Annotated in this window: 15 protein-coding genes and 1 tRNA gene; 5 read left to right on the forward strand and 11 right to left on the reverse strand. The window is 68.1% G+C overall.

The window, feature by feature from the left end; genetic code table 11:
- Positions 1–130: 130 nt before the first annotated feature.
- Positions 131–511 carry a hypothetical protein gene (locus Q5Z10_RS20150; RefSeq protein ID WP_303637111.1) on the reverse strand — a complete coding sequence of 127 codons (381 nt, stop codon included), beginning with the start codon at positions 509–511 and terminating at the stop codon, positions 131–133.
- 189 nt (positions 512–700) lie between these two features.
- Here Q5Z10_RS20150 and Q5Z10_RS20155 point away from each other — a divergent pair, with 189 nt between their 5' ends.
- The 3 genes from Q5Z10_RS20155 to Q5Z10_RS20165 all read left to right on the forward strand — a co-directional run bounded on the left by Q5Z10_RS20155 (position 701) and on the right by Q5Z10_RS20165 (position 3,429).
- Entirely contained in the window at positions 701–1,528 is an 828-nt protein-coding gene (locus tag Q5Z10_RS20155; RefSeq protein WP_303637112.1) for an AraC family transcriptional regulator, read from the forward strand.
- Positions 1,529–1,541: 13 nt separating this feature from the next.
- The gene (locus Q5Z10_RS20160; protein ID WP_303637113.1) at positions 1,542–2,621 is read left to right on the forward strand and encodes an alpha/beta hydrolase family protein; all 1,080 of its coding nucleotides are present in this window, start codon (positions 1,542–1,544) and stop codon (positions 2,619–2,621) included.
- A 136-nt stretch (positions 2,622–2,757) separates the two neighbouring features.
- Entirely contained in the window at positions 2,758–3,429 is a 672-nt protein-coding gene (locus tag Q5Z10_RS20165; RefSeq protein WP_303637114.1) for a VOC family protein, read from the forward strand.
- A gap of 1 nt (position 3,430) precedes the next feature.
- On the opposite strand, the gene Q5Z10_RS20170 is transcribed toward Q5Z10_RS20165, so the two are convergent.
- The 3 genes from Q5Z10_RS20170 to Q5Z10_RS20180 form a co-directional block, all read right to left on the reverse strand.
- Positions 3,431–4,843 carry a TPM domain-containing protein gene (locus Q5Z10_RS20170; protein WP_303637115.1) on the reverse strand — a complete coding sequence of 471 codons (1,413 nt, stop codon included), beginning with the start codon at positions 4,841–4,843 and terminating at the stop codon, positions 3,431–3,433.
- Entirely contained in the window at positions 4,840–6,678 is a 1,839-nt protein-coding gene (locus tag Q5Z10_RS20175; protein ID WP_303637116.1) for a M3 family metallopeptidase, read from the reverse strand. Before Q5Z10_RS20175 ends, Q5Z10_RS20170 begins: the two co-directional genes overlap by 4 nt.
- A gap of 85 nt (positions 6,679–6,763) precedes the next feature.
- A complete protein-coding gene (locus Q5Z10_RS20180; RefSeq protein WP_303639235.1) occupies positions 6,764–7,156 on the reverse strand; it encodes a hypothetical protein in 393 nt (130 codons plus the stop codon).
- 183 nt (positions 7,157–7,339) lie between these two features.
- Between Q5Z10_RS20180 and Q5Z10_RS20185 the strand changes: the two genes are divergently transcribed.
- Positions 7,340–7,966 carry a YiiX/YebB-like N1pC/P60 family cysteine hydrolase gene (locus Q5Z10_RS20185; RefSeq protein WP_303637117.1) on the forward strand — a complete coding sequence of 209 codons (627 nt, stop codon included), beginning with the start codon at positions 7,340–7,342 and terminating at the stop codon, positions 7,964–7,966.
- A 54-nt stretch (positions 7,967–8,020) separates the two neighbouring features.
- Here the strand turns inward: Q5Z10_RS20185 and Q5Z10_RS20190 are convergent, their stop codons facing one another.
- The 3 genes from Q5Z10_RS20190 to ubiA form a co-directional block, all read right to left on the reverse strand.
- The gene (locus tag Q5Z10_RS20190) at positions 8,021–8,194 is read right to left on the reverse strand and encodes a hypothetical protein (RefSeq protein WP_303637118.1); all 174 of its coding nucleotides are present in this window, start codon (positions 8,192–8,194) and stop codon (positions 8,021–8,023) included.
- A 264-nt stretch (positions 8,195–8,458) separates the two neighbouring features.
- A complete protein-coding gene (locus tag Q5Z10_RS20195; RefSeq protein WP_303637119.1) occupies positions 8,459–9,883 on the reverse strand; it encodes a short-chain fatty acid transporter in 1,425 nt (474 codons plus the stop codon).
- Positions 9,884–10,059: 176 nt separating this feature from the next.
- Positions 10,060–10,953, reverse strand: a complete 894-nt coding sequence (ubiA, locus tag Q5Z10_RS20200; RefSeq protein ID WP_303637120.1) for a 4-hydroxybenzoate octaprenyltransferase — start codon at positions 10,951–10,953, stop codon at positions 10,060–10,062.
- A 150-nt stretch (positions 10,954–11,103) separates the two neighbouring features.
- Here ubiA and Q5Z10_RS20205 point away from each other — a divergent pair.
- Positions 11,104–11,180: transfer RNA gene (locus Q5Z10_RS20205), tRNA-Arg, on the forward strand.
- A 106-nt stretch (positions 11,181–11,286) separates the two neighbouring features.
- On the opposite strand, the gene Q5Z10_RS20210 is transcribed toward Q5Z10_RS20205, so the two are convergent.
- The 4 genes from Q5Z10_RS20210 to Q5Z10_RS20225 form a co-directional block, all read right to left on the reverse strand.
- Complete coding sequence (locus tag Q5Z10_RS20210; protein ID WP_303637121.1) at positions 11,287–11,748, reverse strand: adhesin; 462 nt, start codon at positions 11,746–11,748, stop codon at positions 11,287–11,289.
- Positions 11,745–12,026, reverse strand: coding sequence for a hypothetical protein (locus Q5Z10_RS20215; RefSeq protein WP_303637122.1), 282 nt, complete (start codon positions 12,024–12,026; stop codon positions 11,745–11,747). Before Q5Z10_RS20215 ends, Q5Z10_RS20210 begins: the two co-directional genes overlap by 4 nt.
- 279 nt (positions 12,027–12,305) lie before the next feature.
- Entirely contained in the window at positions 12,306–13,661 is a 1,356-nt protein-coding gene (locus Q5Z10_RS20220; RefSeq protein WP_303637123.1) for a Gfo/Idh/MocA family protein, read from the reverse strand.
- 64 nt (positions 13,662–13,725) lie between these two features.
- Positions 13,726–16,701 carry a TonB-dependent receptor domain-containing protein gene (locus tag Q5Z10_RS20225; protein ID WP_303637124.1) on the reverse strand — a complete coding sequence of 992 codons (2,976 nt, stop codon included), beginning with the start codon at positions 16,699–16,701 and terminating at the stop codon, positions 13,726–13,728.
- Positions 16,702–16,765: the final 64 nt, after the last annotated feature.

A 16,765-nucleotide genomic window follows, 5' to 3' on the forward strand; every position in this document is an offset into this window, starting at 1 on the left:
GGCAGGACTCCGGGAATGCACGACAGGGCCAGGTCGGACCTGGACAAGGCGCGCAGTCTCGGCGCGGGATGTGAAGCAGCGATGACGTGGAGACGACAGTTGCCGCGACCGGCCCCGCAGGCAGACGCGGTCAGCGGGTAGCGTCGTCGATGCCGAGGGTGGCCGGGCGTGCGGTCCGCAGCGGAATGAACAACGCGATGGCGAAGACCACCAGCATCGGTGCGGAAAGGATGGCGGTGTCCCGGCTGCCGAAGGCAATCAGGTTGACTTTCAGGTCGCCTATCCATTCAAGCTTCATCAGCACCAGGATGAGCCCGCCGAGGGTGGGACACGGCAGGCCGCCATGGCCGGCCATCAGCAGTGTGGGCGCCAGCAGTGCGGCCAGCACGGCGAACACCAGGCGGTACAGCCACGGGTTTCCCTGCCAGCGCGGCGCCCTGCGCCACAGCAGCACCAGCAGCGCCAGTGGCAGCAGCGCCGGCAGCAGAGCGATCGCAAGAATCATCGCCATCCGGCGCGTGCTCCCGGGCTGGTACCCCACCGCGTGTCCGGCATATCCCTGGCCTCCCTTGCGTCCATGACGGGTGCATTGTTGCCGCTCGCGCGGCAAACGCAAAGCCACTGCGCAGCAAGAACTGCTAAGCGCCACGCCACGCCGATCGGCTACGCTGCCGACCATGGAACCCGGGGGGATGGCGCGATGAGCGCGGCAGGCAAGGCGTTGTGGTACATCGAAAGCCATGCGCACAGACCGCTGGCGCTGGCCGACATCGCGGCGGCCGCCGGCGTCTCGCCCTTCCATCTGTCACGCCTGTTCCTGGCCCGTACCGGCACCTCGGTGGTGCGCTACCTGCGCGGGCGCCGCCTGACCGCCGCCGCACAGCATCTGGCCAACGGCGCGGACGACATCCTGCAGGTGGCGCTGGGCGCCGGCTACAGCACCCACGCGGCGTTTACCCGCGCGTTCTGCGAGCAGTTCGGGCAGACCCCGGAGTGCGTCCGCGCGCGCGGCCTGGCCGGCGTGGCACTGGTGCACGCGATCCGGCTGGACGACGCGCCCGAGGCCAGCGCCGAGGCACCGAGGCTGCTCGACTGCGCCGCCTTCGAGCTGGCCGGGATCGGCATGCGCCACACCCGCGACAGTGGCGGCGCCATTCCCGGCCAGTGGGCGCAGCTCAACCGCGAATGGCCGGCGCCGGTGCCGATCAGCTTCGGCGTGTGCTGCAACAGCGACGATGACGGCAGCTTCGACTATGTCGCGGCATTGCCGGTCAGCGCCCTGCCCTCGGTGCCGGCGCACTGGCGGCGCGTGCCGGTGCCGGCGCGTCGCTATCTGGTGGCCTGGCATGGCGGGCACATTTCCACCATCCGCGCGACCTGGTCCTGGCTGCTGGATCACTACCTGCCGGCCTCCCGCCTCAGCCTGGCCAATGCGCCGGACCTGGAGCGCTATGACAGCCGTTTCGACGAGCACAGTGGCCACGGTGGCGTTGAGATCTGGCTGCCGGTCGATGAACGCCCCGCCTGACCCGGAGAATCCGATGCGCACGACACGATCGATCCTGATGCTGTTGCTCACCACACTGGCCGGCCCGGCGATGGCGGACCTGCCGGCGGTCGCGGGCGAGCGCCATGGCGTGACCACCGTCGACAGCGCGGCGGTGCGCGATGCGGCGCACCGCACCGCGCTGCGCTTTACCGTGTGGTACCCGGCGCTGGCGGGCAGCCGCGAGTCGCCGCTGTCCATCGGTCCGGCAGATGCGCCGCTGTTCGAGGTGGGCCGTGCCGCACAGGATGCACCTGTTGCCGGCGGCCGCCTGCCGACGTTGCTGCTGTCGCACGGCAACGGCGGCAGCGCGCGCATGATGGGCTGGCTGGGCACTGCGCTGGCGCGGGCCGGCTATCTGGTGATCGCCGTGGACCACCCCGGCAACAACGGCGCCGATGCGATGACACTGGCCGGCAGCGTACTGACCTGGCTGCGCGCGGACGATCTGAAGGCGGCGCTGGCCGCCGTGCAGGCCGATGCCCTGCTGGGGCCGCACGTCGACCCTTCCCGGATCGGGCTGGTCGGCTATTCCGCCGGTGGCTTCACCGCGTTGATCAGCGCCGGTGCACGGCCGGACATGACGCGCCTGCTGGCGTTCTGCCATGCACATCCGGACGATGGCGTGTGCCGGCCGCAGCAGGAAGCCGCTGCGCACACGATGGAGGCCCGGCAGGCGGCAGCGGCGTCGCCGGAGCTGCAGCCCCATGTGCGGCACGCCGACGACGATCGCTCGATTCCAGGCGTGCGCGCGGTGCTGTTGCTGGCACCCGCCATCGTGCAGGCGTTCGCCCCCGAGCAGCTGCGTGCGGTGCAACTGCCGGTGGTGATCGTGCAGGGAGAGGCCGACGAGGTGGCGCCGCCGGCCACCAACGGTACCGTCGCGGCGGCGCAGCTGCCGACGGCAACCCTGCGCGCCCTGCCCGCGGTCGGCCACTATGACTTCCTGTCCGCCTGCACGCCGCTGGCGTTGCAACGGCTGCCGGCCCTGTGTGCGACCACCGTTGCGAAGGCGCAGACGCATGAGGTGGTGGTGTCCGAGGCGCTGCGGCTGTTTGGCGACGCCCTGCGCTAGCGGCCGCCAGGGGCAGCCACTGCTCCGGGCGGTGCAGCAGGCGCGGCGTGCCGGTAACGATTCGTTGCGACAGTGATGACGCGACGCGAAGACGCGTGGGACTACACTCGTGCCAACGTTCCACGGAGGATCGATCATGCGCCTGCGGCATCTCACCCTGCCGGTATCCGATGTGGAGCGCGTCGCTGCCTATTTCCGCGACGTGCTGCAGCAGGAGGTCGAGGGCGATCGCGTGCGGATCGGTTGGAGCATCATCGAACTGCAGCCGGCCGCGGGCCGCACGGTCGGCGGCGTGCACCTGGCCTTCAACGTGCCGGACAACCGCTTCGCCGAGGCCATGACCTGGCTGCGCGCGCGCACGCCGCTGCAGCGCAACCCGGAAGGCCTTGATTACTTCGCGCTGGAGAGCAGCTGGCAGTCGCAGTCGGTGTACTTCACGGGGCCCGATGGCCTGATCCTGGAACTGATCGGCCGCCGCCGCCTTCCGGCCGGTACGCGCCAGGGTGCGTTCCATGGCAGCGAGTTGAGCTGCCTGAGTGAAGTCGGCCTGCCCAGCCACGATGTCGATGCCGTGCGCGAGCACGCCCACCGGCGCTTCGGCCTGGACCCGATCAGCCCCGCGTCGGCGCAGTTCGCTCCGATGGGGGATGACGAGGGGCTGCTGATCGTGGTCGCCGCCGACCGCCGCTGGTTCCCCGAGCAGAAGGACCTGCCCAATGCACAGGGACTGCAGCTGACCGTGAGCGATGTCGGCGGCAGCGGTGAACTGCACGACGCCGCGCTGGGCTGGCGGGTACAGGCCGCCTGAGCTACCAGCTCCCCGACGCGCCGCCACCGCCACTGCGCCCCCCGCCACCGGACCAGCTGCTGGAGCCGCTGGATGACGCGTTGGTGGAAGACGAGCGGGACGAGGAACGGTGGCCAGCGGACGAACGCCGGCCACCGCGTGGGGCTTCACCCGGCAGCAGGGTGAACACCCAGATGAAGTACAGGAACAGCGTGCCGGTGCCCGATACGATCATGGCCAGCTGGCGTGCGTTGCCCTCCTCGGCGCGGCCGATCATCAGCAGTGCGCCCAGCGCATAGCCGACGGTCAGTATCAGCAACAGCACCAGGCGCACGGCGAAGCTGTTGCGGTTCTTCCGCCAGCGCGCGTGGCCGGCCCGCACCAGGAACAACCCCAGCATGGCCAGCAGGCCGGCAGCCAGGTTCAGCAGTGTGTGCTGGACCAGGCTGGGCGGCAGCTGGCCACGTGCCAGCATCACCCCGACGAAGCCGGCACTGATGGCCAGCATGCCGCCCAGCACGATGCGCACGCCCCGGCTGCGGCGCCAGCACCAGCCCAGCAGTGCCGCCACCGGCACCGCCGCCACCAGCACGAAGGCCACGCCGGGCTGCACCTGCCGTGGCAGCAGCAGCGCGGCGGCCAGCACTCCGCCGCCGATCACCGCCATCACCAGCAGTGGCCGGGCCCATGCGGGTGCCGTCGGTCGAGCGTGGCGCGGCGCACTGGCATTGGCGGCGAGCGCGCGGCGCCGACGCTCACGGCGGGAGCCGCTGAACTCGGCCGCGGTCCGGGTTGGCAGCAGGCGCGGCGGTGATCGCCACAGCCCGGCCAGGAAGCCGGCCAGCAGGGTCAGCGCCGCCACCGAATCCCCCGTCCGCCAGTCTGCCGGCAGCAGGCTGCGTGCCGATGGATCTTCCCAGGCCGGCAGGGCTTCGCCTTCGATCAGCGCCACCAGGACCCTGCTGCCCGCCAGCAGGCCCTGGTCCAGATCGCCCTGGCGCAGGTGGGGCACGATCGCCTTGTCGATGATGCGCGCGGCATAGGCATCGGGAATGCTGCCTTCCAGGCCATAGCCGGTCTGGATGCGCACGCGGCGATCCTGCACGGCCACCAGCAGCAGCACGCCATCGTCGATGCCGGCACGGCCCAGCTGCCAGTGGTCGAATACCCGCTGCGCGTAGGCTTCGATTCCTTCGTCGCCCACCCGCGGCACGACCAGTACCTGCAGCTGTGCGCCCGTGCGGGCCTGCAGCTGCAGCGACTGCTCGCGCAGCGTGGCGCGGGTGCTGTCCGACAGTGCGCCGGCAGGGTCCATCACCGGGTCGTCCAGCACCGGAACCGGAGCGAGCGCCCACACCCGCAGCGGCACCAGGCACAGCAGCAGCGCAAGACATGCGCCAGGCCAGCCAGCGCGCAGCGGCCGCAGGCGCGTCACGCGCCCTGCTCCGCCTCGATCCGTGCATACAGTGCCTGCAGCTGCGCTACGTTCTGCGCGAACACCTGCAGGTCGGCGTCGACCAGCGCCGGCCAATCCGGCGCATGCCCGAGCAGCTGCGCCACCTGCTGCTGCGGTGCGCGGTCGAAGCCTTCGCCCAGCACGGCCAGGTAACGCTGGCGGAAGCCATCCGGGTCCTGCTGGTCCTGCACAAACAGCTGCACGGCCAGCAGTCCGGCGTAGAGATAGTTGACCAGATACTGCGGGTCGTCATACATCAGGCGCTTGCCGATCCAGGTGCTGCGCAGCTGCGGATAGCGCTCGGGCTGCTGGCCGTAGCGTGCCAGCACCTTGCCGGTGAGCGCATCCAGATCATCGGCGGTGCCCAGCGCGTTGCTGGCCACGGCCTGGTAGATCGACTGCTCCAGCTGTGCCTCCTCCGAGGCAGTGAACAGCTGCAGCACCATGTCGTCCAGCAGCGATTTCAGGTAGTACGCCTTGGCGCGCGGGTCCTGCGCCTGCTGGTACAGCTGGTCGCGGAAGCGCAGCTCGTTGTAGATGGCAAACGCCTCGGTCAGCCACTGGCTGCCGTTCTGCTGGAGCGGCGATGCATGGCCGCGTTGCATCCATTGCCCGTGCATGGCGTGGCCGGCTTCATGGACGATTTCCACGTCGCTTTCCAGGTCACCACTGCGCCGCCCTGCGAACAGCAGCGACGGCACGCCGGGGGCAGACACCGGGAAGGCATCCTGGCTGCGGTTGCCCAGCGTGGCGGCCAGGTCCATGCGCTGGTTTGCCGGGTCCAGCAGCGCGCGCAGTTCGGCCACGTACTCCGGCCCGAGGTGCTGCATGGCGTCGGCGGCGGTGTCGCGCAGCTGCGGCAGGGTCAACAGCGGGGGCGTGTAACCGGCATCCGGCAGGGTGGTGTCCCACACCTGCGGCGACGCCAGGCCGCTGTGCGCGGCGTGCTGCAGCAGCATGTCCTGGTAGGCGCGGCGCTGCGCCGCGTGACGTTCGATCGCAGCCAGTGTGGCATCAACGGTGGCGGCATCCAGATCCATGCGCCGGTAGCCCCGCGCGGTGGCCGAGCCATCGCCCTGCAGGCGCGCGGCGGCGTCGTTCACCTGCACCAGCCCCAGCAACACCGAGGCCATCGGCTCGCGGCGCGACTGCAGGCCCTGCCAGTACCCTTTCCAGCCGGCCTCGCGCAGCGCGCGATCCGGATGCTGGGCCAGGCTCTGCCGATCGGTACCGGTATCCCAGAGGCGGCCGTCGCCTTGAAGCTGCGGGTACTGCGCGCTGTGCATGATCTGCCGGCGCAGGCGCGCGAAGGTATCCAGTGCCGGATCGGCCAGCGCGTCCACGGCATCATCCAGCGCCGCGTTGGCCGGCGCTGCGCCTTCCTGCAGCGCGCGGGCGCGGAGGAACCCATAGGGCGCCACCCAGGCCGCGTCGGCCGGGGCATCACGCAGGGCCGCGCGGGCAGCACGCGCGATGCGACTGCACATCCCCATCACCTGATCCAGCGCCTGCGCCGGGCGGCGATCACGCGCATTGCGGGCGGCCTGCAGATGCAGATAACCGTGATGGCGCAGGCAGCGTGCCTGCAGCGCTTCGGCGCGACGGAAACGCGTGGCCGGGTCGCTGGCCGTTGCGTCCTGCAATGCCGCAACCTGTTCGCCCAGCGCGGCGCGTGCCGTCTGTTCGGCAGCAGCGCTTGCAAAGTAGGCGCGGTCATCGGCGTGCAGCGACTGCGCGGCGACCGTGCCGGCGGTGGCCATCGCCAGCAGCGTGGCAATGGCGGTCAACGTGAGGTGCGTCCTGCGGGCCTGCATCGGCGTCTCCCTGCCTGTGGCGGACATCGAGCCTAGCAGCTGTGACCCTGCCCGCCTGTGCAGGATCGGCCGATTGCCTGTGCGCTCAGATCGATTCGTCGTCGCGCCGTACCAGCTGCCAGCAAGGCGCCTGCGCGAAGGTATAGCGCTGCTGGTCGCTGCTGTTGGGCGTTCGCATCAACACTTGCATCTGGCCATCGGGCAGGCGGGTGACGGTCATTTCGCGTCCCCGCCCGGGCAATGATGCCGGATCGGGCATCACTGGCCACGCCACGTCGGCCAGCGGGACCTTCTTTTCCACCGTCGCCGGCTCGGGCTCTGCCTGCGCATCGACATGGCTGTCCAGCAGCGGGTCGGCGGTAGACGCCTGCTGCAGGGCGATCTCGCGTCCGAAGTGCTGGAGGAAGCTGTCAAAGGCCGGGTACGGACAGGCGGCGGCAGACCCGGCCTGTGCCACGGGGGTAGAGCCGGCCAGCACGCCAACGGCGAGGGCAAGCGCGGTTGCCGGGAATGGCAGCTTCACGGGATCCTCCTGATTCCGGGTGGGCCCGCACCGATCGGTACGGGCCGGGAGGGCAAGGATAGCCGTTGTCGCCCTGCGCCGGCTGCACAGCGCACGCCGGGTAGACTACGCCGCTACGCCTTCCTGCCTGGGGTTCCCATGCGCGCGCTCCTGCTTGTCGTCAGCCTGCTCCTGCCTACCCTGTGGCCCACCGTGGCGGCGGCTGTCGAAGTGCGCGAAGGCGACCTGCTGTTCGTCACCGCCGGCCACACCGGCCTGAGCGCGGCCATCGATGATGCGACCGGCAGGCAGGATGCCCCCAGCTTCGATCACGTGGCACTGGTGGCCCGGGCACAGCGCGAACTGCAGGTGCTGCACGCTGACGAAAAGGGCTCGCGCCAGCAGACGCTGGCCGACTTCCAGCAGGAAGCACGCGACAAGCACCGGCAGATCGTGGTCTATCGCCTGCGCTCGCCGCCGCGCGGTGCCATCGCCGATGCCGTGGCCAGCGCACGGACGATGCTGGGCAAGCCGTACAACACGTCGTACGTGTTGAACGAGGACAGCTACTACTGTTCGGACTTCATCGAGCGGGCGTTCCGCGCGCACCATGTGTTCGCGCTGCAGCCGATGAACTTCCGCAACCCGCAGACCGGCGAGATCTCCCGGCACTGGGTCGATCTGTACCGTGGCATGGGCATGCAGGTGCCGCAGGGGCTGCCCGGGACCAATCCGAACGACATGGCCGCCGCCCCGGTACTGACCCGCATCGGCGTGCTGGAATAGCAGAAGCCCCGCACAGGGCGGGGCTCCCGACGTTACATTCGGCCCGGACTGGGCTCACTCTTCCTCGTCCTGCCCGCCCTGCTGCTGGTTCTGGTTGCGCTTCTGCTGTTCCTGCTGCTGTTGCTGCTGCTGGTCGCGGCCGCGGCCCTGCTGCTGGTCCTGCTGGTTCTGCTGGCCCTGTTGCTTCTGGTTCGGGTTCTGGTTCTGGTTCTGGTTCTGCTGTGCCATGTCCGATCTCCAAAGCCACTCGCGGAATGCGGTGGACGGGGCCATCGTCTGCAGCGGTTGGTTAATCACGCGTGCGCGGGCAGCTACACTGGTGTGTACGGGCGTGAATGAACAGGCCAAACCCCTAGTGGCACAAGCCACTGAAGGATTCATGCAGGTCTGGCATGTGCTCATGCCGCGCTCAGCAACAGACCTATTCAGCCGGTGGCGGCGTGCCGGCACGCGCAGCGCACGCCGGCCCGCGCCCTGTCCGCCGCCGCGCGGCTACGGCATCACCGGTGGCACATAGGCCAGGGTCATGCCCAGCAGCCACAGCAGGCCGAGGACCAGCGGGATGTGCACCAGCAGCTGGATGAACGTGAAGCCGACGATGTCGCGTGCCTTCAGTCCCAGCACACCCAGCAGCGGCAGCATCCAGAACGGATTGATCAGGTTCGGCAAGGCCTCGGCTGCGTTGTACACCTGCACCGCCCAGCCCAGGTGCGCCTTCAGTTCGTTGGCGGCCTGCATCACGTACGGCGCCTCGATGATCCACTTGCCACCACCGGACGGCACGAAGAAGCCGAGCACCGCCGAGTAGACGCCCATCACCAGCGCGAAGCTGTCGGTGCTGGCCACGTGCACGAACAGGCTCGACAGCCGGTGCGCCAGGGTCTGCCCGTCGGCACCGGCGGCATGGGTGAGGATCATCGCGATGCCGCCGTACAGCGGGAACTGGATCAGCACGCCGGTGGTGCTGGGCACCGCCTTGGCCACCGCGTTGAGGAAGCTGCGCGGACGCCAGTGCAGCAGCAGGCCCAACGAGATGAACAGGAAGTTGTAGGTGTTGAGGTTGGCGATGGCGGTGACCAGCGGCTTGCTGGCGAACTCGTTGAACAGCCAGCCGAAGGCCAGCAGTGAGAGCAGCACGGTCAGCAGCGGGCTGTATTCCAGCCACTCACCCGGGCGCGTGCGTCGCTGCAGCGGCTCGGGTTCGGCCTGCGCGGCACCGGGGAAGTCCTCGGCGGTACGCGCACTGGCGGCAGCGGGTGCGGTGAGCCAGGCGATCAGCAGCGAGACCAGGATCAGTACCGAGGTCAGCACGATCGACTGCCACAGGAAGATGGTTTCGGTGAACGGCAAGACGCCGGTGATCTCCACCAGTCCCGGCGGCATGCTGGCCGGGTTGGCCTGCAGCTGCGCGGCCGACGAACTCAGGCCCATCGCCCACACCGCGCCCAGCCCCAGGTAGGCCGAGGCGCCGGCGGCGCGATAGTCCATGCGTAGTTCCGTGCGCCGTGCCAGTGCGCGCACCAGCAGGCCGCCGAACACCAGCGAGAAGCCCCAGCTGAGCAGCGAGGCCAGCATGCTGATCAGGCCCACGTACACCACCGCACCGCGGCCGCTGCGCGGCACCCGGGCCAGGAAGTCGATGAAGCGCGCCACCACCGGCGCTGTCGCCACCGCATAGCCGCCGATGACCACGAAGGCCATCTGCATGGTGAAGGGAATCAGGCTCCAGAAGCCGTCACCGAAGGCACTGGCGGTCGCCTGCGGGGTCGCGCCCATGCCCATCGCCGCCAGCGCGACGATGACCACGCCAAGCACCGCGAATACGTACGCATCGGGGAACCACTTTTCCGCCCAGGCGGCCGAGCGCAACGCGGCGCGCGCCATCCAGCCGTCCTGTACCGCTGCCGTCGAGGCCATCGACCACCCTCCCAGGTTCAATGGCCCGATTCTGGGTGGTGGGGCGCGGACTGTCAGCCACCTATTGGTCGTAGGTGACCGCGCGCCGGGCATGGCCCGGCGCTACCGGTTCGGCCGAGGACTGCGACCCGTGCACATGGCGCGGGCTATCGCCGGGGCATGCCCCGGCGGCCTTCTCAGCGCAGCGCCAGATCCACGGCGATGCCGGCAAACAGGGCTGCGCCCACCCAGTTGTTGTGCAGGAACGCCTTGAAGCACGGGCCGCGCTCGCGGTTGCGGCAGATCCAGAACTCGTACACCACCAGCGCGGTGGCCACCGCCACGCCCGCCAGGTAGTAGCCACCCAACCCACCGCGCACGCCAACCAGCGCCATGGTGGCCAGGAACAACGCGTACAGCACGCCCTGGATGACCAGGTCCAGGTCACCGAACAGGATTGCGGTGGAGTGCGAGCCCATCTTCAGATCGTCCTCGCGATCGACCATGGCGTACCAGGTGTCGTAGGCGGTGGACCACAGGATGTTGCCGGCATACAGCAGCCAGCCCAGCATCGGCACCTCGCCCTGCACGGCGGCGAAGGCCATCGGGATGCCCCAGCCGAACGACATGCCCAGATAGACCTGCGGCAGGTGGGTGTAGCGCTTCAGGTAGGGGTAGCTGGCAGCCAGGAACACGCCGATGAAGCTCAGGCCGATGGTCAGCCCGTTCATCGTCAGCACCAGGCCGAACGCCACCAGCATCAGCACCGCGAACAGCGCCAGCGCTGCGCGGCCGCTGACCGCACCGGTCGCCAGCGGTCGCGCCTTGGTGCGCTCCACGTGCGGGTCGAGCCAGCGGTCGGCGTAATCGTTGATGACGCAACCGGCCGAGCGGGTCAGCCAGACGCCGGCGGTGAACACGAACAGGGTCCACAGCGGCGGCAGGCCGCCCGCGGCCAGCCACAGCGCCCACCAGGTGGGCCACAGCAGCAGCAGCGTGCCGATCGGGCGATCGGCGCGCATCAGGGACCAGTAATGACGCCAGCGCGGCGTCGGCGCCGGATGCGGCGCGGAAACGGGGGTATCAGCCATGGCCACTAGGATACTCCTGTGCCTTCGACGCGACTTTGCCGGCGGGGGGAGATTTGTGCGGCGAAACTGGATAGAATGCCCATCCCGCACCGCCTCATGGCGCTGCGATGCCCGCCCCGGCACAGGTCGGTGGCGCGGCGGTCCTACAACGCGCCCGTAGCTCAGCCGGATAGAGTAGTGGCTTCCGAAGCCATTGGTCGGGGGTTCGAATCCCTCCGGGCGCGCCATCTTCCCAGCTCGTGCCAGTCACTCCGGGCTTCTTTGCAGCAGGACGCTCCCGGTACCTGAAACCGCTTGGCCGCGTCACCGGTCGCTTGTCCCTGCACTTCCACGTCAACGCGGCTCAGGAAGGAACGGCATCGAGCGATGCGCGCAACCTTGAAAATCGCGGATGACGATGGAAAGCTCCTGCCCCTTCTGCACCGCACCGGGCAGAAAGACGCCCTTGCCGTCGTACAGGAAGGTTTCAATCTCGCCAGGTGCAACCACCAGGTCCGCGGCCGGCGCCTTGACCTCTTCCAGAACAACACTGAAAGGGCGCCAGTCCAGATCGGGTTCATCGCGGATATCGGTCGATACCGCGTGTGCATGCACCTGCCGATCCACGCTGGCAAGAGGCAATCGTAGCGTCTGCGCTCCGTCCGTGGTGATCTGGAAGCGGCCATGGGCCACGGCATCCACGGTTTCACTGCCAATGTAGGTGATCGTGACCCTGGGGCACGGCACTGCGCCGGCTGGGTGAGATGCGCACGCGGGCAGGCTCGCGGCCAGGAGCAGAATGATTGATCGGATCATGGGCTGGCACCTGGCGCATCGTTACCCTGCCCAAGGTTTGCAGCAGCATGCGTAGTCGAAGCACCCGGGCTGCGCGCATAGCTGCGGTTGGGATCCTGCGTGGCCCGGACGATCGGACGTCGTGCATGCCTGATCGCGCCGGGGAACCCGCTCAGCGCCAGCACCACCAGACAGTTCATTTCCAGCCATGCCCATTCACGCGCGACGCAGGCCCCGATCAGCGGCAATGACGCCAGAAGGATGATCACGTACGTATACAGAAGATTGAACGAATGCATGCCAGTCGCGGATCCGATCGAAGCTCGACGTTGCATCCCCGGCAGGACGTCTTCGCCTGACGCTTCGCAGAAAAGCGCTGGGGGAAGCATTGCCCTTGGCCGCCACAGAACGGACAGGCGAAGGTCAGCAGGCGCATCAGGCAAGCTCCTCTCTGTCGAGTGGCAACATCTGTCAGGCGCGAAGCCGAGCCTAGCATGGACGAGGTAGGGAGGCGCCACAAACAGCAACGCCGGGCATGGCCCGGCGCTACCGTCACAGCATGGAAGGGGTTTCAGAATTCAATACTTTCCATCAAACGCAAAAATCGGCTTGCGCTGCCTCCACGCGCCCGCAGTGAAATCCGGGAATTCCAGCGTCTGGAAACTGTTGGCGATCGACTGCTCGCTCAATGGGGTAATCGCGCTCCAGGTCACGGCGTCGTAGATGTCGATCGGCATCGGCGCCTTGGCCTTCAGCGCTTCCACGAACGCATGGATCACGAACCAGTCCATGCCGCCGTGGCCGGCGCTGGCGGCGGTGTCGGCATGCTGCTTCCACAGCGGATGTTCGTACTGGTCCTGGTACTTCTTGAACTCCTCCCACTGGTGCGGCGGGCTGCGGCCTTCGATGTGGATCGAATGGTTCACGTCCATCCACAAACCCTTGGTGCCCTGCACGCGGAAGCCCATCGAGTACGGGCGCGGCAGCGAGGTGTCGTGCTGCAGCAGGATGGTCTCGCCGTTCTCGCAGGCCAGCGTAGTGGTGACGATGTCACCCAGCTTGAACTTGACCTTGGTGCTGGGATGGGTGGTGCCGCCACTCTTGGCCACGGTGTACTCGTGCAGGCCACGTGCCTTGGTAGCAAAGGCGTTGATATGGGTGAAGCGGTTGCCGCGGTTGATGCCGGTATACATCGCGCACGGGCCGATACCGTGGCTGGGGTACAGCTCGCCGTTGCGCTCGACCGAATGCTCGGTGCGCCAGCGCGCTTCGCTCCAGCCCTTGGGCCCGAACTCCACGCCGCTGTCGTAGGGCTGGTTCGGGTCGCCGGAGTTGAACTTCACCCCGCGCAGGTCGTGCTGGTAGCCGGCCTGCAGGTGCACCAGTTCGCCGAACAGGCCCTGGCGCACCATCTGCAGCGCGGCCATCACATCGCGGCGGTAACAGACGTTCTCCAGCAGCATGTAGGGGGTACCGGTGCTCAGCTGGGTCTTCAGTACGTCCCAATGGTCCTGCAGGGTGATGCCGGCCACCACTTCGCAGCCGACCGCCACGCCGGCCTGCATCGCGGCAATCGCCATCGGTGCGTGGTATTCCCACGGCGTGGCGATGATCACGCCGTCAACGCCCTTCTGCTCCAGCACGCGCTTCCACGCGGCGGTGTCACGGTCCTGGCCGTAGGTCTTCGGCGCGGGCTTGCCGGCCTTGGTGACCATCTCGACGGCGCGGCCGAGCATGATCGGCTCGATATCGCACAGGGCAACAACCTCCACGTCGTCGCGGCGCACCAGTTCCTTCAGCAGCACCAGGCCGCGCATGCCGGTACCGATCACGGCCAGGCGCACCTTGCGGCCGCGGGCCCAGGCGGGCGTCTGTGGCAGCAGGCTGCTGGCGGCGACAGCGGCACTGGCCGCGATGAATTCCCTACGCTTCATGGCAAACACTCTCCTCTTGGAAGCGCGCCGGCCGCAGCCGGCGCGCCAGGTCACGCGAACGGGGTTACTTGAACCGGTAGCCGATGGTCACACTGTAACCACGACCAAAGATGGTGGCGTAGTCACTGGAGTCACCCAGGAAGCTGTTCGGATCGTAGAACGGCAGGCGGTTGAACAGGTTCTTGACGGTGAAGCTCAGGTTCCAGGCATCATCCGGGCGCCAGGTGACGCTCATGTTGGCGGTCCACCAGGACGGCGCGCCATCACACTTGCTCTCTTCCAGGGCCAGGAAGCCGGCCGTGCAGGTTTCCCGGTTGTTGTCCACCTCGTCCACGCGGTCGCGGGCCCACTTGGTGCCACCCACGTAGTTGACGAACATGCTGGTGGTCACCTGCTTGTAGGTCCAGTCGGCGTTGAGCGTGGCACGCAGGCGCGGGTTGTTGTAGTAGCCCACCACATCGCCGTAGTACCAGCCGTTCTCCGCATCCATGTAGTAGCGGTTGCGGTTGGCGATGGTGGCGGCCAGGCCGATGTTCAGGCCACCCCACTCACCCAGCGAGAAGCGGCTGCGCGCGTCGATGTCGAAGCCATCGACCAGGGTCTTGCCGCGGTTCTTGTATTGCCCCACCACGCTGGCGACGTTGCCGACGCTGTAGCCGGGCAGCACCGACGGGCAGCTCACGCCACTGGCCGGGTCGGCACACATGGCTGCCAGCTGGGCCACGTTGGCGCGATCGCTGTCGGTGATCGGCGAACGGGTGGAGGCGATGATGTCGGTGTCCTTGGTGAAGTCCGGGGCAACGATTTCATTGTCGCGGTAGATGAACCAGTAGTCGGCCGACACCGACAGCCAGCTGGCCGGCTCGTACACGAAGCCCAGCGTGGCGATCTTGGCCTTTTCCGGCTTCAGGTCCTGGTTGGGCTGGGTCATGCGGGCCACTGTGCGGCTGCAGTCGACGTTGGTCAGGCTCTTGCCCAGGTCCACGTCACCGGCACGGCGCGACTGCCGCAGCAGGTCGGCGATGGCGTTGGTCTCGGCGCAGCGGACCTCATCGCGATAGCCGCCCAGCTGGGCGAACACGCCGCCGCTGCCCGACTCGGCCAGGCTCGGCGCGCGGAAGCCGGTGGAATAGGTACCGCGCAGCATCAGCTGGTCGAACGCCTGGTACTTGAAGCCGATCTTCGGGGCCACGTTGGCCTTGAAGTTCGGGTACTTGTCCACGCGCAGAGCGGCATCCAGTTCCAGCTTGTCGGTGATCGGCGCCACCGTTTCGGCGAACAGCGCGTAGGTATTGCGCGCACCGTCGAACCACGAGCCACCCTGCTGGGTGATCAGGCCAGCGGCTGCATCCGGGTTGCCGGGGGTGTAGAAGGTTTCGCGGCTGGCATTGAAGCCGAACGCCGCACGCATCTCACCGGCCGGCAGCTGAAACAGCGGACCTTCGATCTTGCCGTCCAGGGTATGCAGGCGGGTCCACGACTGGATGTCGAACGTCGGGAAGGCCTCGCGGATCAACGCACCGTTGGCATCGCTGATCTCGCCGAAGCGGTAGGCGGGGTGGTCGGAAATGATCACCCGGCCGGTGCCCGGATCGATGCTGTACGGACCGAAGGCCTTCTCGAAGCCCTTCAGGTTGACGTTGATGGTCTGGTAGGTGGTCGAGTGCGTGCCGGCGGTGGCAAAGGCGGTTTCCCAGTTCCAGTCACCGACATTGCCGCGCGCGCCGGTCAGCACGCGGTAGCTCTTGTCGGTGTTGCGCTGGCCGAAGTAGTTGGCACCGGCGTCCTGCAGCAGGTACTGCAGGCCGACCACGCCGCCCATCATCGCCTTCAGTTCGGGGCTGGCGTGGTTGTACTCGTTGTTCGGGCCCAGGTACGGGTACAGGAACTGGTTGACCGTGGTGCCGGTATCGCGCGAGAACCAGCTGGTCGGATTGCCGGTGGTGGTGCTGAATGCACGCGGCGTACCGCCGTTGGCGCGCAGGTCGATGTCGGTATAGGTGGCCTCGGCGAAGATCTCGGTGCTGTCGCCGACCAGGAAGGTGCCGTTGAGGTAGGCGGTGTTGCGCTCGGACTTGGCGCCGGCATCGATCTCGTTGTTCATCCAGGTTTCCCAGACGCAACGCGGGCCGGCAGCTTCGCCGACCAGCACGTTCTGGCACCCCGGCGCGGCTTCCTGCACGCGGCGGCCGGTGACGGGATCGAAGGCGAAGTAGCTGCCCGGATTGAACTGGCCGGGCTTGCTGCCCACGCCCAGGCGCAGGTTGGTCAGGTAGTTGGGGTTGTTGACGTAGTACTGGTCCGGGCGCTTGTCATAGAAATCGGCCAGCGGGATCGCGTCGCGGCGGTACATGTTCACCGCGCCGTAGATGTTGAAGCGGTTCTCGGCCAGGTCACCGAAGCCGGCGGTGATGCTGGCCTGGCGCTCGCCGTAGGAGTCGATGCGCGAGGAGGTGTCGTTGCTGAAGGTGATTTCCGCGCCCTGGAAGTTGCGCTTGGTGATCACGTTGATCACGCCGGCCACCGCATCGGTGCCGTACACCGCCGAGGCGCCGTCGGTCAGCACCTCCATGCGTTCGATGGCCGCAGCCGGAATCGCATCGATGTTGACGAACTGGGTCTGGAAGCCGGCCGGCGCACCGTAGTACGACAGGCGCCGGCCGTTCAGCAGCACCAGGGTGCCCTGTGCGCCCAGGCCACGCAGGTTGGCCTGCGATGCACCGTCGGAGCCGGTGAACAGCGAACGCGAGTCCTGCTGCGCCGGGCGGGCGGCCGGCAGGTTGTCCAGCACCTGCAGCAGCGTGCGCGCACCCATGTTCTGGATGTCCTGCTTGCTGATCACCTGCACCGGCGAGGCGGTTTCCACGTCGGTGCGGCGGATGTTGGAACCGGTGACCTCGATGCGGGCCAGATCGGTGGCGTTGTCCTTGCTGTCCTGCGCGAAGGCGGGCGCAGCGACCGACAGCAGCACGCCGGCGATGGCCAGCGACAGCGGAGCGATGGAACGACAGGGGGGGCGGCGGTGGCGTGCGGGCAACATCGGGGTTCTCTCCTGGCAGGGGTGGCGGCGCGGAAGGCAGCACGAAAGCGATTGGCGGGCAAAA

This window comes from Stenotrophomonas sp. 704A1 (assembly GCF_030549525.1).
GTDB classification, from domain to species: Bacteria; Pseudomonadota; Gammaproteobacteria; order Xanthomonadales; family Xanthomonadaceae; genus Stenotrophomonas; species Stenotrophomonas tuberculopleuritidis.

Coding starts and splice junctions, on each gene's coding strand:
- Q5Z10_RS20160 (WP_303637113.1), top strand. CDS start 1,542: ATGCGCACGACACGATCGATCCTGATGCTGTTGCTCACCACACTGGCC.
- Q5Z10_RS20155 (WP_303637112.1), top strand. CDS start 701: ATGAGCGCGGCAGGCAAGGCGTTGTGGTACATCGAAAGCCATGCGCAC.
- Q5Z10_RS20185 (WP_303637117.1), top strand. CDS start 7,340: ATGCGCGCGCTCCTGCTTGTCGTCAGCCTGCTCCTGCCTACCCTGTGG.
- Q5Z10_RS20210 (WP_303637121.1), bottom strand. CDS start 11,748: ATGATCCGATCAATCATTCTGCTCCTGGCCGCGAGCCTGCCCGCGTGC.
- Q5Z10_RS20215 (WP_303637122.1), bottom strand. CDS start 12,026: ATGCATTCGTTCAATCTTCTGTATACGTACGTGATCATCCTTCTGGCG.
- Q5Z10_RS20195 (WP_303637119.1), bottom strand. CDS start 9,883: ATGGCCTCGACGGCAGCGGTACAGGACGGCTGGATGGCGCGCGCCGCG.
- ubiA (WP_303637120.1), bottom strand. CDS start 10,953: ATGGCTGATACCCCCGTTTCCGCGCCGCATCCGGCGCCGACGCCGCGC.
- Q5Z10_RS20165 (WP_303637114.1), top strand. CDS start 2,758: ATGCGCCTGCGGCATCTCACCCTGCCGGTATCCGATGTGGAGCGCGTC.
- Q5Z10_RS20150 (WP_303637111.1), bottom strand. CDS start 511: ATGGCGATGATTCTTGCGATCGCTCTGCTGCCGGCGCTGCTGCCACTG.
- Q5Z10_RS20190 (WP_303637118.1), bottom strand. CDS start 8,194: ATGGCACAGCAGAACCAGAACCAGAACCAGAACCCGAACCAGAAGCAA.
- Q5Z10_RS20225 (WP_303637124.1), bottom strand. CDS start 16,701: ATGTTGCCCGCACGCCACCGCCGCCCCCCCTGTCGTTCCATCGCTCCG.
- Q5Z10_RS20175 (WP_303637116.1), bottom strand. CDS start 6,678: ATGCAGGCCCGCAGGACGCACCTCACGTTGACCGCCATTGCCACGCTG.
- Q5Z10_RS20220 (WP_303637123.1), bottom strand. CDS start 13,661: ATGAAGCGTAGGGAATTCATCGCGGCCAGTGCCGCTGTCGCCGCCAGC.